Here is a 15799-nt window from a genome sequence, read left to right as displayed (position 1 = left end):
CCGCCATCCCTCACGCGGCGGCAGCAACCCGGCCCAGGCCGGGCCGGTGACGGACGGCGGCACCGTGAACAGCCCGCCGCCCACCGCCTCCCCGACCGCCTCCAGCAACTGCCCAGCCGACACGGTGGCATCCACCACCGCCGCTATCCCGTCGCCGCCGAGCGCCAGGCTCTTGACGGCCAGCACCCCGCCGAACGGCGGCTGCCCGAACACGCCGAGCGCCGCCTCCCCCTCCGCGGAACGCAGCCGCACCACCGCAGCCTTGTCCCACCTCACCAACCGTCCGAGGAACGCGGCGAGGTCGGCCTCCACCACCGCCGCCCCGCCCGGTCCCTCCGCGAAGCCGAGCCGCGCACTCACCCGACCACGGCCCCTTCGTCGCGGTAGCGCTCCAGGAACGCCCGCTCCTCCTCGGTGATCCGCCGCGGCCGCTGCTCGGCCAGCAGGTACGGCACCACGACCGTCGCCGCCCGCGCGTATACCGTGTCCCCGTCCTTCACCTCGTACCTGACCGTCATCGACGCGGCGTTGATGCTCTCCACCCACGTCTCGATCGCCACCGGCTCGTACCGGTGCACCAACGGCCGCAGGTAGTCGATCTCGTGCCTGGCCACCACCGACCCACCCGCGAACGTCCCGCCACCCTCCAGATCCGCCAGCCGGAACATGAGGTCGATCCGCGCTTCCTCCAGATACCGCAGGAACAGCACGTTGTTGACATGGCCGTACGCGTCCATGTCGCCCCACCGCAGCGGGCAGCGGAAGACGTGCCGCGCCATCAGTCGCGCGTCAGCTTCTTGTACGTGGCCCGGTGCGGGCGCGCCGCGTCCGGCCCCAGCCGCTCGACCTTGTTCTTCTCGTACGACTCGAAGTTGCCCTCGAACCAGAACCACTTCGAGTCGCCCTCGTACGCCAGGATGTGCGTCGCCACCCGGTCCAGGAACCACCGGTCGTGGGAGACGACCACCGCCGCGCCCGGGAACTCCAGCAGCGCGTTCTCCAGCGACGACAGCGTCTCCACGTCGAGGTCGTTGGTCGGCTCGTCCAGCAGCAGCAGATTCCCGCCCTGCTTGAGGGTCAGCGCGAGGTTCAGCCGGTTGCGCTCACCGCCGGAGAGCACCCCGGCCGGCTTCTGCTGGTCCGGGCCCTTGAAGCCGAACGCCGACACATACGCCCGCGACGGCATCTCGACCTGCCCGACATTGATGTAGTCCAGGCCGTCCGAGACGACCTCCCACAACGTCTTCTTCGGGTCGATGTTCGACCGGCCCTGGTCGACATACGAGATCTTCACGGTCTCGCCGACCCGGATGCTGCCGGTGTCCGCCTGCTCCAGGCCCTGGATCATCTTGAACAGCGTGGTCTTGCCCGCGCCGTTCGGCCCGATGACGCCCACGATGCCGTTGCGCGGCAGCGTGAACGACAGGCCGTCGATCAGCACCTTGTCGCCGAACGCCTTGTTCAGGTGCTCCACCTCGACCACGACCGACCCGAGCCGCGGGCCCGGCGGGATCTGGATCTCCTCGAAGTCCAGCTTCCGCATCTTGTCGGCCTCGGCAGCCATCTCCTCATACCTGGCCAGTCGGGCCTTCGACTTGGCCTGCCGCCCCTTGGCGTTGGAGCGGACCCACTCCAACTCCTCCTTCAGGCGCTTCTGCCGCTTGGCGTCCTTCTGCCCCTCGACCTTCAGCCGGGACGCCTTGTTCTCCAAGTACGTCGAGTAGTTGCCCTCGTACGCCAACGCCCGGCCGCGGTCCAGCTCCAGAATCCACTGCGCGACGTTGTCCAGGAAGTACCGGTCGTGGGTCACGGCCACCACGGTGCCCGGGTACTTCGCCAGGTGCTGCTCCAGCCACTGCACCGACTCCGCGTCGAGGTGGTTGGTCGGCTCGTCCAGCAGCAGCAGGTCGGGCGCCTCCAGCAGCAGCTTGCACAGCGCCACCCGGCGCTTCTCACCACCGGACAGGTTCGTCACCTGCCAGTCCCCGGGCGGGCAACCCAGCGCGTCCATCGCCTGCTCGAGCTGCGCATCGAGGTCCCACGCGTTGGAGTGGTCGAGCTTCTCCTGGAGCTTGCCCATCTCATCCAACAGCGCGTCGGAGTAGTCCGTCGCCATCTGCTCGGCGATCTCGTTGAACCGGTCGAGCTGCGCCTTCGTCTCCGCGACACCGTCCTGCACGTTCTCCAGGACCGTCTTCGACTCGTCCAGCGGCGGCTCCTGGAGCAGCATCCCCACGCTGTAGCCCGGCGACAGGAACGCGTCCCCGTTCGACGGCTGCTCCAGCCCCGCCATGATCTTCAGCACGGTGGACTTACCGGCACCGTTCGGGCCGACCACACCGATCTTCGCGCCCGGCAGGAAGCTCAGCGTCACATCATCGAGGATGACCTTGTCGCCATGCGCCTTGCGCGTCTTGCGCATCGTGTAGATGTACTCAGCCAAGAGAAACCGTCCGGCAAGTCGAGAAGGGCCAATGTGCGGCTCCGCCGCGTGAGGGCAGATACGCCCCATCTTGCCGTACGTCCACCCACCGGGGCGAACGGCTAGGTCAGCCCCGGCCCGCGCACAGAAGCAGAGGCCGGGCCGCGGCCCGGGACCGGGGGTCGGGGGCCGGGCCGCGCCCGCCCGCCCCAGGACCCCGAAGAGCCGGGCGTTGACACGGACGAGTCGACGTGGCCCGGCGGGCCGGACGAACAGGCGGGCCTGCCCGTCCGGCTGCCGTTCACCTACTAAGAGGCAGCGGAGCTCTTCTTGGCGTTGCGGCGGAAGAAGAAGACCGCTCCTCCACCGACCACCACGAGGGCAACCGCTATGCCCGCGATCAGCGGCGTGGAGTTGCTGCTACCGGTCTCGGCGAGGTTGCCGGTGCCGGCCGCAGGGCTGGGCTGGTTGACGGCCGGCATGGTCGGCGGCGGGGTGGCCGCCTTGCAGTCCAGCACGCCCTTGAAGGTCTTCACCGACTTGTCGGGCAGCGCGATGTCGATCTTGTAGCCCTGGTCCTCGGCGACGGGGACCGTGATCGTCTGCGACTTGCCGGGGGCGATGGTGTAGGTCTTCCCCTCCAGCGTGAAGGTGAAGGCTTCGTCACCCTTATTGGTGGCGGTGACGTCCACACCCGACTTGGCGCAGTTCACCTGTGCGGCCAGCGCCGGTATCGGGCCCTGGTCCGCCCACGTGGCCGCCGCCGTGGCCTTGATCTCGGTCTGGCTGGTGCCCGCCAGGATCATGGTCTGGCTCGACCCGCTGTTCTTGGAGTTGGTGCCCGCGAAGGCGCGGCCGACCGGCACGCTCGTGGTCGCGGACACCGTCACCGAGGTGCCGCCCTCCTTGCTACCCGCGGGCACATCGAAGTAGAACTGGCTGCCGTCCGAAACCGACGTGACCGGCTTGCCGTCGGCGTCGACCAGCTTCACACCGGAAGGTGCGTCGGAGGCCAGCACTGCCTGGGCGCTGCTCGCGCTGGTGTGCGCAGTCACCGGGCCGATCCGGCCGCCGGGCTTGCCGGACACCGACGGCGGGGTGAGCTCCAGCGACGGCGACGGCTCGGCGACGGCCTGCGCGGACTGGTCGAGATAGTCCGCCAGCTTCTCCGCCGCCGGGTTGTCCGCGGCCGCCTTCGGGTCGTCGGAGAGCCGCCAGATCGCGACCTGGGTGCCGGCCGCGGCGGTGTTTTTGGTCAGCGGACCCGAACCCGCCGTCTTCGCCAGCGCGTCGAGGTCGTTGACCTGCGGGAAGGAGTGCTGGAGTATCCAGGTGATCTTCCCGGCCACGTCCTTGTCCCGGCCCTGCTGGGTCAGGGACGTCGCGCTCCAGGGGACCTCGTGGTAAACGGCGTTGCCGCTGGTGTCGGCACCGTTGTAGAGGTCGATGCAGTAGGTGTAGACGCTCGTGCCGTCGCTGAGGTTCAGCTTGAACAGCCCGGCCAGCTCCGCCGCGGACTTACCGTTCTTGTCGGTGACGGTCACGGAACCGTACATACCCGGCACGAGGTCGCCGAGTGTGCCGGTCGCGCCGCCGGACGACGCGGCAGCTGTGTCGTCACTTGAGCCGCTGCCGCTGTCGGCACTGGCCGAGGTCGCTCCGGCGAACGCGCCGGCCGCGAGCACGCCGGCCGTGATGCCGGCCGCCGCGAGACGGGCAGCGCGCCGCCTGTAGGTCTTGAACATGAATTTTCCCCTCCGGGCGAGGCACCGGGTCGTGATGAGGGTTGGCCCCGCCTGTGCCGAGCCCCCGTGCATACGAATGCCAAAATCCTAGGAACCCCACATGGCATGACCACAGCCGAGAGCGACCTCAGCGGCATTCGAATCTCAATCGTTACGCGCCCACGGACATGTTTCCGTCATTGTCGATAAATAATTGACGCAATTCACGCCAGAAATGCCCGGGCGCATTCATCCGCCGACCACTCAGGGCACGGCCGCCGTCAACTCCGGCTCAGGCGCCCGCGCTTCCGCCCGCGCGGCCGCACCCGCCCCACCACTCCCGCCGGAACGGCTGAACCGGGCCACACCCCGAGCCAGGTCATGTCCGATCGCCACCGCCTCCAGCTCCGCCGCGAGGTAGCGCCGGCCGTCCTTCTCGTCCTGCCTGATGCGCAACCGGCCCTGCACGAGCAGAGGTTCACCGAGACAGACGGACTCCTTCACGTTGCCCCCGAGATTCCGCCACGCGCGCACGGTGTAGAAGCTCGTCGCACCGTCCGTCCACGCGCCGCGCTCGGCGTCCCAGCGGCGCGTGGTGGTGGCCAGCCGAAATCGGGTGACGATCAGGCCGGTGGCCGTCACCTGGCTCTCGGGCTCGGTCGCAACATTTCCCACGACGGTCACCAAGGTCTCGTTCATCGCGCGCTCCTTTCATCCGCCGCGCTCCCCTGCGGAACGCGACAAGACCATCGTGCGCGAAATCGGACGGCCGAGGAAAAAAGATCTGGAAACTGTGGATAACTTGCCGGATGTGGATAACTTCGTCACTCGGACGAGTGAGACGAATGATCCGCCCGATGCCCGGCCGGTGCCGGCACCCCGCTCGCCTGCCGATTAGAGGACCTGCCTGCTGGCAGGAGCCGGACGGACGTCGGCGCGGAGCCGGCCACGACCGCGTACTGCTCACGCACCTCGCGGTACCGCATCAACTCGGCCGCGACCGGTTCGAGGACCCGGGCCCGGCCGCAGTCCGCCGCCGCGTCCCGCAGCCGCCGCTCGGCGGCCTGTCCATATCTTCTGGCCGGGCCGCGCGCGGCGATCCGGCATGTCCCGGAGACCAGCGGACCGCCGAGTCCGCCCACCGCGACCGTGACGAGCGGCGGCCACCACGACATGTCCAGCGAGCCCGATCCGACCGCGGTCAGGCAGACCACTCCGGCCAGCGCGAGAGCCATCAGCAGCCATTGCACGGCCGCGGCCACCGACCACCAGCCGGGCCGTTCCGGCGTACGCGGCCGGGCCCGGACCGCCGCGGCGTCAAGCGCCGCCGGCAATCCTTCCCCGCCGCGTCGCGCCGCGTCCCGCACCGCTCTCGCCCACGGCACCGGCAGTCCGCGGGCCGCGTCGGCGGAAAGCCCGCGCACCGCCTCGTCGATCACCGGCCGGGAGGCTGTCGGCCGCGGCCGAGGCAGACCGTTCTGCTCCATCCCGAGCCGCGCCGTCGGCCGAACTTCGGCCCGCCGCGGCCCCTTTGTACGCCAACCGAGTGAACTGGCGATTTTCCTGACGAAACGGGAATTGCCCGCACATCCGGCCCGTTCTCCCATCAGTCGACTCCACGGCGTGCCGCAGGCGTCCCACGCAGCACTCGACCATTCCTTCTCCGCCGACTGACCGGCGCCGGCCGCTCCCACCGCGTCCGCGAGCCGGTCGACGAACTCCTCACGCGCCGGATCGGTGAGCCCGGCGCCGCCATCGCCGACGTAGAGCGGCTGGAGCCCGCTCGCCATGCGGTCCATGTCCGCCGCCAGCCGCCGCCCCGCAGCGGCGCGTTCGGAGACGATCTGGGCCAGCACGGCGCGCAGGTCCGGCACGCCCTGCCCGGTGAGTGCGGAGGCGGCGAGCACGACGGCGCCCGCCTCGCCGTGCTCGCCGACCGCGAGCCCGTCCTCGTCGAGCAGCCGTCGCAGGTCGTCAAGAACGAGGTCGGCTGTGTCCCCCGGGAGGCGGTCGACCTGGTTCAGCACCAGCACGGTGACATCGGCGTGCCCCGCCAGAGGCCGCAGATAGCGCTCGTGCAGTGCCGCGTCGGCGTACTTCTCCGGGTCCAGCACCCACACGACGACGTCCACCAACCGCAGTAGGCGGTCCACCTGCTCGCGGTGGCCGGTGGCGGCGGAGTCGTGGTCGGGGAGGTCGATCAACACCAGCCCGTCGAGGCTCTGCTCCTTGACGTCGCCGAGGTCCCCGCCGATCTCGCCGCCGTCGCCAACTGAACAGTGGGAAGTGCCGTCAGGAGCGCCGGACCGGCCGGGCAGGCACGGCACCTGCCTCTGCCGCTCCTGCGCCCGTACCTCCGCCTCCGCTTGTGCCCCTGCTTCCGCATGCACCAGGACAGACGTGTCCAGCAACCCGTAGCGCGCGTAGCGGTCCTGCGGGGCCACGCCCAGCCGGTCCAGCAGCCCGGCTGCCCGCTCCGGCTGCCACGCACAGGACACCGGTCGCGAAGTGGTGGGCCTGCGCACGCCCGTGGCCGACAGTTCCAGTCCAGTCAGTGCGTTGAAGAGCGTGGACTTGCCGCTGCCGGTCGCCCCGGCCACGGCGACCACGGTGTGGTCGAGGGACAACCGCCGCCGCTCGCCGACCCGCGCGAGCAGTTCGCTGCTCTCGGCCAGCTCGTCCGGGCTGATCCGGGTCCTGGACAGGCCGAGCAGTTCACCGAGGGCCTCGACCCGTACGGTCAGCGGGTCGACCACCGCCGGCTCGGCGGATGCGTTCGGGACGTCCAGGGCCGAGGGGCTGGTGGCCACCGGGTCACCTCTCCTTCTGTAGTACGGACAAGGCGGCGATCAAGGAAGACTGCTGCCCGGCGGTGACGTCGTAGCCGTCGACAGGAGCGAGCCGGCGTTCGCGTTCGCGGGACAACAGCCCGGCAATGGCGTCGTCGAGCAGGGCACGGGCGGCGTCGCGCAGCCGGACAGCGGCCTGGGCGCCGAGAGTTTCGGCCAGTCGTTCACCCGCGGGTCGACCGGACCTGCCGCCTAGCAGCACCGTGGCCAGCAGGGTGGCGACGTCCTCCGGATCGGCGGCAGGCCGGTCGGCGGAGCGGGCCGCCCGGGCCGCGGCGTAGGCGAGGTCGGTCAGGCCGCGCCGCCAGCGCCGTACCCCCTTGTCGATGCGGGCCGCGACGGCCACCCGATCGCGGTCGGGGCGGGCGGTGGGTTCGTCGACCAGGGCGGCGCCGGCCGGCTCGCGCCGCCATGCCTCGGCGACACGGTCGTCGGCGGCGTCGGTCTCGGTACGCAGCAAAGCGGCCAGTTCCTCGGCCAAGGCGCGCTGCAGCACGTCGGGGCCGCAGGCCGGATAGCCCTGCCAGTACGCAAGCGCCTCTCCGGCCAAGGGGCTGCCGGCTTCGACGGCGGCGGCGGCGCGGGTCGCCGCCTGCTCGTAGGCATCCTCGGCGGCGCGGGTCAGCCGCTGCGCGGCCGCGTGCTGGGCGGCCGAGGCGGCGGCCAGAGCGGGCAGCCGACCGCGCAGTGAGTCGAGGGTGCCGACGGCGGTGCGGCGGGCGGCGTGCTGCCGGGCGGCCGGGTCCTCGGCGCAGTGAGCCAGCCAGGCGCGCAACGCGGCGACAGTGGTCTGGGGCAGCAGCCCGGCGCCTGCGGCGGACTCGGGCAGTTCGGGGACTGTGAAGCGGGGCACGTCGCCGAGGCCGGCCTTGGTGAGCAGGGCGGCGTAGTGGCGGCTGATGTCGTCGGCGACCTGGTGCGGCACCCGGTCGAGGACGGTGGCAAGCGTGACGTCGTACTCCTTGGCGGCGCGCAGCAGGTGCCAGGGGAGGGCGTCGGCGTAGCGGGAGGCGGTGGTGACGAGAATCCAGATGTCGGCGGCGCAGATGAGCTCGGCGGCGAGTTCGCGGTTGTGGCTGACCAGAGAGTCAATGTCGGGGGCGTCGAGGAGGGCGAGGCCGCGGGGCAGGGAGTCGTCGGCCTCCAGGCGGAGTTCGGCGCGCTCGGACCCGTGGCGCTCGGTGTCGGACCGGTCCTGGCCGTCCTCGTCGGCACGGGAGCGCTGGCGCACCGACCAGATGCGGGTCAGCCCCGGCAGTACTCTCGGGTCCGCGAACCACGCCCGGTCCTCGGGGTGGCAGACCAGCACCGGAGTGCGGGTGGTGGGCCGCAGCACTCCGGAGGCGCTGACCCGGCGGCCGACCAGCGAGTTGACCAGGGTGGACTTCCCTGCCCCCGTGGAACCGCCGACGACCGCCAGGAGCGGTGCTTCCGGAGCCTTCAAGCGGGGAACGAGGTAGTCGTCGAGCTGGGTCAGCAGCTCCCGACGGGCCCGGCGGGCCCGGGCGGCCCCGGGCAGTGGGAAGGGGAAGCGTGCGGCGTCGACACCATCACGCAGTGCGGACAGCGCATCAAGCAGCTCAGGCTGTACGTCCAAGATCACCACAATGGCACAATGCCCCACATTGACGTGATTTTGAAGCATATTCGAGTCGATTTGCCCTATTTGAGCCTTATGAGACCCCGATGGGACGCACGAGGACCAGGGGACGGAATGAGCCACCGGCATAACGAGTGCACAACAGCAGCATTTCGACCCGTCAAAAGCGATGCGGCTTCCGCGGCCACCTGGGATTATCGGACCGCTTCACCGAACCTCCACAACGTGTCACGCGGGTGAAGCACGCGGCAGCGGGTATCTGTCGCCCTATCCTTGACCCCGGTACGAGGTCACGGAACCACCCAGGGGCGGAGACAGCCGCGGCCACTGTCCGGCCCCCGTAGCTCAGTGGATAGAGCAGGTGCCTTCTAAGCACTTGGCCGCAGGTTCGAGTCCTGCCGGGGGCACCACACGCAGGGACCGCAGGGCGGCTACCGGCGGTCACCTTATCCTCCTTTTTCGCTTTTACTACGGCGTCGGACCCTGCGAATCGCTGCCGCGGATGGCTGGTTTCAGCCCCCGAGGCCGCTGTTGCCTCGGTTGTTCTGACTACATCCCGGATCGTGCCGCCTGTGCGGGCGGCAGCTCATGAAGCCGCGGCAAGTGGCGCGGGCGGGCCCGTGTTCCCGGAGAGTCACCGTGAGAGGAAGTCGACGATCGCCGGCAGTGCAGCGGGGTCCTGGAACGGGAAGAAGTGCCCGCCGTCGAAGAGTCGCAGCTCGGCGTCCGGAACGGCACCGGCGATGGCCTCGCCGTTGGCGACCGGCGCGATGCCGTCATAGCGCCCGGCGGCGACCACCGTCGGGCAGGTGACCGCCGCGAGCCGGTCGTACACGTCGTGTGTCGCCCGGGCACGCAACTGGAACTCCTCGCCCCGCCGTGCCTCGGCCGGCTTGTCCGACACCAGCCGGCCGCGCATCGAGGCGACCAGGGCACGGTCGCCGGGGTGGGTGGCCAGCCATTCGGCGGTGAAGCGCGTGTCGAGGAGACGCGCGTACCGGGCTTCCCGCTCATCCGGCGGGAGTCGGCCCAGCGTGTGCAGTGGGAAGGACGAGCCGCCGCGGCCGCCCGACGAGGTGCACAACAGCGCTAGCCGCTCGACCCGACCCGGTCGGGTAACGGCCAGTTCCTGGGCGACCATCCCGCCGAAGCTGAACCCGAGCAGGCGGAAGACCGGCCAGCCGAGATGGTCGGCGAGCGCCGCCGCGTCCGCACCCAGGTCGGCCATGCCGTACGGCCCGGCGGCGGGAGCGGACCTACCCAGGCCGCGTTGATCGAAGGCGGCAACCTCGAAGTGGCCGGTCAGGCACGTGATCAGCGGCGCCGCCTCGGCGAGCGTCCCGCCGGACCCGTTGAGGAACAGCAGCCGCGGTCCCGTGCCCGTCACCTCGTAGTGGAGGGCGGTTCCGTTGAGTTCGGCGGTGGCCATCCCGTCAACTCCTGTCCAGCCTGTTCGCGGCGCGGTCGGGGCCCCGGTCGCGCTCCTGCTTACGGGTAACGGGTTGCGGGTTGCGGGTTGCGTCTACTGTCCCGGTACCGGCGCCGGCCGCGCCACTTCGTCGAGGGATTCTCGCGCAGAACGGAGTCGTACCGTGCAAAATGGCCCTCAACGCTTCCGCTCTGACCCTGCACCGCAGCACAACCAGCCGCGCGAATAGGCCACTTGGCGGCCAATCGCCCGTCGGTCCGATGACGCCACCGCGTTCCGGAACCGGTACGGTTCCCCCGCGGTTCGACGCCGCCCGACACCGACGGCAGCGGTGGGGTCAACCGCACGGAGCCCAAGGGCAGTCGAACGAGCAGGTCGCGGATGAGCGCGCCACGGATCGGTTGATCCTCTTCTCCGACGCGGTCGTCGCGGTCGTCGCGGTCGTCGCGGTCGCCATCACCCTGCTCGCACTGGAACTCCCCGTCCCGGCCGGACGCAACGTCTCGGAGTTCTGGAATTCGGTACGCGAACACGACGGCCACTACCTGGCATTCCTGATCAGCTTCGTCGTGATCTCGGCTTCATGGGGCCAGCACCACGGCGTCTACCGCGCGCCGTCGCACGCGTCGACGCGCCGCTGCGGTCGATCAACATGATCTGGCTGCTGATGATCGTCCTGAACCCGCTCGCGACCAAGATGCTCACCACGGAAGGCCACGACAGCGTCGCCACCCACACCCTGCGCTTCGGGTTCTACGCGCTCCTCCAGGTGATTGCCGGCCTCGCCCTGCTCGCGGCGTCCCGCCGGCTGACCGACCAGCACCTGCGTATAGGGGGCGCCCCGGCACCCTCGAGCCCAGGCAACGGCCGTGACCTGCACGGCGTCATCATCGGATTCGCCCTATCGATCCCGGTCTTCTTCGCGACCACCTACGGATGGGTGCTCTGGATCATCTGCCCCTTCGTCGCCAATCGACTCGGCTCCCGCGTCCGCGGCCGCCAACGCGCCGACCAGACCGCCTGATCCGTACTCCGATCGACCGACCGGCCCTCCCCGCCGGCGGCCGCGGCGCCACGCCTGCAGCCGTGGGTTGCAGAAGGGAGGGCGGGCGGCGTACGTCCCCGCGGGATCAGGACCAGGCGGTACCACCCGCATAGTCGGAGGCGAGGGCCGTGTTGATGCCGGAGATGATCGGTGCGGAGGTGGTGATGAAGCCGAGTTCGCGGTTCTTGTTGAGGGAGGCGCTGGAGAAGTTCTGGGAGCCGACGTCGACGGTGGCGGCGCTGGTGCCGTAGTCGGCGACGATCGCCTTGGCGTGGATGTAGAGGGACGCGGTGTAGGCGTAGGTGCGGACGTGGACGCCGGCCGCGGTGAGTGCGTCGAACTCGTCGGCGTACTCGTTGTCGTCGTTGGTCATGGTGACCTCGACGTTCACGCCGCGCTTGGCGGCGTTCTCCAGCGCGGTGACGATGGTGGCGTAGCCCATCTCCTCGTTCTCCACCGACAGGCTGGTGGTGGCGCCGTTGATGATCGCCAGGATCTTCGACTGGGCGTCGGTGGGACTCCACACCAGGTGGTCGCCGTCGGTGGGGGTGATCGCGGTGCCCGCGTAGTCGGCCTCGAAGACCTTCTCGATCGCCTGGACGTCAAGGGAGTTGTTCTCGATGACGGCGAAGTCGCGGCTGGTGGAGTAGTACTGGCTGGTGAGGTTGCCGCTCATGATGGCGGTGGTGGCGTCGTCGACCGTGAGGGTCTTCTGGTGGGTGGCGGCGTAGCTGGTCGAGGCCCAGTGGGTCGGCACGCCGTTGGCGTTGAGGTAGGTGTACGCCGCGGTGTTGTTCGACTTCTCCAGGTTCTGGTCGAGGATCACCCGGACCGTCACCCCGCGGGCAGCGGCGGCGACGAGGTCCTGTTCGGCCGTGGTGTCGGTCAGTTCGTACATCGTGAGGTCGATGTTGGTGGTCGCCGAGCCGATCAGGTCATAGATGGCGCCGTAACCGGCGGACGGCTCGGTGACCAGGGTGTAGGTGACCGCCGAGGGGGCGGCGGCTTCGGTCGTGTCGGCTCGGGCGGTTCCGGCCGTGCCGACGGTGCCGGCGGCTCCCACCACCAGGGCGGCGGCCGCGAGCAGGCAGGCGGGACGGATGTGCGGGCGGGACATGCGCACCTCGCGTGGGGGTTGTCCGATATGGCATGTACAGGACATCACGAGTCCTCGCGGTGATCACCACAGCCCAGGCGAAATCCTGGACTCGGCTTGGCAAAATTCCCCGGCCTCACGCGAGTTGGTTCAGCTTGGTTCGGGTCGGCTCGACTCAGGTCGGCTCGGCTCAAGGCAGCCCGACTCAAGGCAGCCCGACTCAGGCCGAATCGGTTCGGCTGCGCCCGGATGCGCTCGGCCGCACCCGTCCGGGCACGGATGCGTACCGCTACAACCAGTCTGCGGCGAAGTCGCCGCACGGGCAGCGGCGTTGGCTGCCGGTTTTGGAGTGATCCGGATGCGCCCCGGGGGCGACGCGCTACGGCGCACGGAACCCGGCGCGGTACTCGCGCGGCGGCAGCCCCTTGAACTGCCTGAACCTGCGGTTGAAGTTGGCGAGGTTGGCGTAGCCGCAGTCGGCGGCGATGTCTGAGATCCGCCTGTCGGTGTCGCGCAGCAAGTGGCAGGCAACATCGGTCCGCAGGAGGTTGCGGTAGTCGGTGAGCGTCATGCCGGTCGTACGGCGGAAGAAGCGGCTCACCGAGGTGGATGACATGTGGGCGGCCTCGGCGATTTCGTCCATGCCGATCGGGCGGGCGTAGCACGCGTGCAGCAGCCGCACGATCGCGTCGACACGATCGCCCGAGGCGCGGTTGAGGGCGGGCATGTGCCGGGCGCCGGCTAGCGGGAGCGCCGGCTCGCGGGTGGACAGGCCGACGAGGAGGCGAAGCAGCTCGAGGGTGCGCTCCGGCGGCGCGAGGGAGGGCAGGGCGGTGAGGCCGGTCGGATCGAACGGCCCGGTCGGCCCAGCCGGTTGGGCAAGTTCGGCAGGTGGTACGGAAGGCACGGCAGGGGACATCCGCTCGACCGACTTGGTCGGTTGCAACGGGAAGTGCAGTCCGCGGGAGGCCCGTTCGAGCAGCCGCGCCACCTCCGCGAACTCTGGACGGTCGAAGAAGTCGGGCCCGAGGAAGTCCCGACGGAACTGCGCGACGACCGCCTCCTGCCCAACCGGTCCGACCTGCCAGGGCGTCGAGACGTACGTATGCGGCATCTCCGGGCCGATCAGCGTCAAGTCACCCGGCCCGTAAGGCTGTACGCAGTCGCCGACGATACGGGTGCCGCTGCCGCGCACGATCAGCGTCAACTCGTACTCGTGGTGGAAGTGCCACTGGAAGTCGAAGCGGGCTTCGCGGCGGGCGAAGAGCTTCCACGACAGCGGTGCGGTGGGGACGATGTACTCGAAAGCCGCGCGCATGCTACTCACATGCCCCCGTCAGTATGTTTTGCTCCGGCTGACGGGCAGGAAAGTACCAGAACCGGCCATCACAGGCGTGGCTCGGCCGCGGCCGAGCCGGGAGCCTTGCCGTATGACGCCGACTCCCGAGGAAGACCTGCACACTCCGTACGGCATCGAGCCGACCGTGGTCCGGCGGTTCCGCGACGAGGGCTTCGCCAAGCTGCCCGGCGTGCTGGCCCCGGCCACCGTCGAGGCGTACGAACCGGAAATCACCGCCAAGGTCGTCGAGTTGAACACCCAGCACCTGCCGTTGGCCGAACGCGACACGTACGGCAAGGCGTTCCTCCAGGTCACCAACTTGTGGCGGCACAGCGCGAAGGTACGCGAACTGGTCTTCTCGCGGCGGCTGGCAGGTACCGCCGCGGCACTCCTCGGCGTGCCGTCGGTACGCCTCTACCACGACCAGGCGCTGTACAAGGAGCCCGGCGGCGGCATCACTCCGTGGCACGCCGACCAGTACTACTGGCCGCTGTCGAGCGACCGCACGGTGACCATGTGGCTGCCACTCCAGGAGACGCCCGCCGCGATGGGGCCGCTGTCGTTCGCGGCGGGCAGCCACCACTTCGCGTTCGGCCGTAACCTGCCGATCAGCGACGACTCCGAGCGCGCACTGCGGCAGGCGCTCGCCGGGCAGGACTTCCCGGTGGTGGAGACGCCCTACCACCTCGGTGATGCCAGTTTCCACGGTGGCTGGACCTTCCACCGGGCCGCGCCGAACCACTCCGACACGGCTCGCCGGGTGATGACCATCATCTACATGGCCGCCGACATCACCGTGGCCGAGCCGACGAACGACTTCCAGCGGACCGACCTGGACATGTGGCTGCCGGGCACAGAGGTGGGCGGGGTACCGACATCCCCACTGAATCCGGTGCTCTACGGGTAAGGGGTGCCGTCGGCACGGACGCCGGCACCCCGACGCCGGGCGCGCATCCCGGGGGCGAACGCGAGTCCCGTTCTACGTGCGGGTGCGACATGGCAACACGGCACCGATTCGTGCACGTTTGGATTATTTGACCTATTTACTGTGGTTTGTCGGATCGGTGACCGGGCACACCCCTTTCGGCCCCTCCCCGGCGGTGACCGACCGTAGCCCCGTGGGGTCGTAGTGCGAGGAGTTGGTGATCGATGTCCTCTTCCGTCTCCGCTTCCACCCCCGCGTCCGCCCCCACACCCGCGCACGCGTCCGCCTCCCCTCGAGGCAGACATCCGCACGACGACGCCCCCGACACGGCCGAGGCGTTCCGTCGTCTCGCCCGGCTGCCGGACGGCGCGTCCAAGGAACGGCTGCGCCAGGAGATCGCCACGGACTGGCTGCCGATGGCGCATCGCCTGGCCGGCCGCTACCGCAACCGCGGCGAGTCGCTGGACGACCTGCGGCAGGTGGCCGCACTCGGCCTGGTCAAAGCTGTGAGCCGGTACGACCCGGCGCGCGGCACTGCCTTCGAAAGCTACGCGGTGCCGACGATAGACGGCGAGATCAAGCGGCATTTCCGCGACTGCATGTGGTCGGTGCACGTACCGCGCCGGGTGCAGGCGCTACGAGCCCGGGTCCGGGCAGCGCACCAGGAACTGGCACAGAGCCGGCCAGGCCACGAACCCACCGCGGCCGAGATCGCCGAGCACGCCGGCCTCACCGAGCAGGAGGCCGCCGCCGGCCTGGAGGCACTGGAGAGCTTCAGCTCGTTGTCACTGGATGCACAGTGCCGGCAGCCGATGGACACCGGACCGATGTCACTGGCCGACACGCTGGGCGCCCCGGACCCCGCGCTCGACGTCGTCCTCGACCGGGAAGCGGTCAAACCGCAGCTGTGCCGCCTCCCCGAGCGCGAGCGCCACATCCTCTACCTGCGCTTCTTCCGCGGGATGACGCAGAGCATGATCGCCGACCAGCTCGGCATATCCCAGATGCACGTGTCACGGCTGATCAGTCGGTCCTGCTCGGCAATCCGCGCGGAGGTCGTCGGGGCCGAGCACGCCGTGGACAGGGTGGAGGGCGGGGCCGACGACACCGAGACCGATCGGGCCGTGACCAAGTGCGACCGGACGGCTGCCCCGAACGTCGAATCCCAACCGCACCGGCACGCTGCCTGACCGACCCGTGCCACCACCACGGGCCCGGAACCGCGGCCACCCGCCCCTCCCGACGACGGCCGCCGCACCCCCGGCGCAGACAGGCACCGCCGATGTTGTCGACGCCTTCCGGGCAGCGCCGGCGACAGCACGGGCCGCCTCCCAGCGCCTCCCCTTCCCCTACGCTTCACCAGCGCATCC

General features: G+C 70.0%; 14 protein-coding genes and 1 tRNA gene. 5 read left to right on the top strand and 10 right to left on the bottom strand.

Features of this window, described 5'->3' with window-relative positions; translation table 11 throughout:
* The 7 genes from AC13HU_RS13610 to AC13HU_RS13580 all read right to left on the bottom strand — a co-directional run.
* Nucleotides 1–360: DUF8010 domain-containing protein (locus AC13HU_RS13610; RefSeq protein WP_483042090.1), on the bottom strand; the 360-nt coding region annotated here is incomplete at its 3' end.
* Entirely contained in the window at nt 357–779 is a 423-nt protein-coding gene (locus AC13HU_RS13605) for an acyl-CoA thioesterase (protein WP_483042089.1), read from the bottom strand. The genes AC13HU_RS13610 and AC13HU_RS13605, both read right to left, overlap by 4 nt.
* Entirely contained in the window at nt 779–2443 is a 1665-nt protein-coding gene (ettA, locus tag AC13HU_RS13600) for an energy-dependent translational throttle protein EttA (protein WP_483042088.1), read from the bottom strand. Before ettA ends, AC13HU_RS13605 begins: the two co-directional genes overlap by 1 nt.
* 287 nt (nt 2444–2730) lie before the next feature.
* Nucleotides 2731–4167, bottom strand: a complete 1437-nt coding sequence (locus tag AC13HU_RS13595; protein WP_483042087.1) for an LAETG motif-containing sortase-dependent surface protein — start codon at nt 4165–4167, stop codon at nt 2731–2733.
* Nucleotides 4168–4410: 243 nt separating this feature from the next.
* The gene (locus AC13HU_RS13590) at nt 4411–4845 is read right to left on the bottom strand and encodes a single-stranded DNA-binding protein (protein WP_483042086.1); all 435 of its coding nucleotides are present in this window, start codon (nt 4843–4845) and stop codon (nt 4411–4413) included.
* A 125-nt stretch (nt 4846–4970) separates the two neighbouring features.
* Nucleotides 4971–6902, bottom strand: coding sequence for a dynamin family protein (locus AC13HU_RS13585; protein WP_483042091.1), 1932 nt, complete (start codon nt 6900–6902; stop codon nt 4971–4973).
* A gap of 58 nt (nt 6903–6960) precedes the next feature.
* Nucleotides 6961–8601, bottom strand: a complete 1641-nt coding sequence (locus AC13HU_RS13580; protein ID WP_483042085.1) for a dynamin family protein — start codon at nt 8599–8601, stop codon at nt 6961–6963.
* Nucleotides 8602–8929: 328 nt separating this feature from the next.
* Between AC13HU_RS13580 and AC13HU_RS13575 the strand changes: the two genes are divergently transcribed.
* A tRNA-Arg gene (locus tag AC13HU_RS13575) sits at nt 8930–9005 on the top strand.
* 224 nt (nt 9006–9229) lie between these two features.
* On the opposite strand, the gene AC13HU_RS13570 is transcribed toward AC13HU_RS13575, so the two are convergent.
* Complete coding sequence (locus tag AC13HU_RS13570) at nt 9230–10024, bottom strand: alpha/beta fold hydrolase (RefSeq protein ID WP_483042084.1); 795 nt, start codon at nt 10022–10024, stop codon at nt 9230–9232.
* 401 nt (nt 10025–10425) lie between these two features.
* On the opposite strand from AC13HU_RS13570, the gene AC13HU_RS13565 reads away from it, so the two are divergent.
* On the top strand, nt 10426–10680 hold the full coding sequence (locus AC13HU_RS13565; protein ID WP_483042083.1) for a TMEM175 family protein: 255 nt from the start codon (nt 10426–10428) through the stop codon (nt 10678–10680).
* Entirely contained in the window at nt 10677–11048 is a 372-nt protein-coding gene (locus AC13HU_RS13560; RefSeq protein ID WP_483042082.1) for a hypothetical protein, read from the top strand. The genes AC13HU_RS13565 and AC13HU_RS13560 overlap by 4 nt, the downstream gene beginning before the upstream one ends.
* A 106-nt stretch (nt 11049–11154) precedes the next feature.
* Here AC13HU_RS13560 and AC13HU_RS13555 read toward each other — a convergent pair whose 3' ends face one another.
* A complete protein-coding gene (locus AC13HU_RS13555; protein WP_483042081.1) occupies nt 11155–12186 on the bottom strand; it encodes a phospholipase D-like domain-containing protein in 1032 nt (343 codons plus the stop codon).
* Nucleotides 12187–12544: 358 nt separating this feature from the next.
* On the bottom strand, nt 12545–13483 hold the full coding sequence (locus AC13HU_RS13550; RefSeq protein WP_483042080.1) for a helix-turn-helix domain-containing protein: 939 nt from the start codon (nt 13481–13483) through the stop codon (nt 12545–12547).
* A gap of 112 nt (nt 13484–13595) precedes the next feature.
* Here AC13HU_RS13550 and AC13HU_RS13545 point away from each other — a divergent pair, with 112 nt between their 5' ends.
* Both AC13HU_RS13545 and AC13HU_RS13540 read left to right on the top strand, forming a co-directional pair.
* A complete protein-coding gene (locus AC13HU_RS13545) occupies nt 13596–14411 on the top strand; it encodes a phytanoyl-CoA dioxygenase family protein (protein ID WP_483042079.1) in 816 nt (271 codons plus the stop codon).
* Nucleotides 14412–14653: 242 nt separating this feature from the next.
* Nucleotides 14654–15619, top strand: a complete 966-nt coding sequence (locus tag AC13HU_RS13540; RefSeq protein WP_483042078.1) for a SigB/SigF/SigG family RNA polymerase sigma factor — start codon at nt 14654–14656, stop codon at nt 15617–15619.
* The last annotated feature ends 180 nt before the right edge of the window (nt 15620–15799 follow it).

This window comes from Streptomyces sp. NH27, from assembly GCF_056859195.1.
Note: the sequence above shows the minus strand (reverse complement) of the source record. Positions and strands in the feature narration are given on the sequence as shown.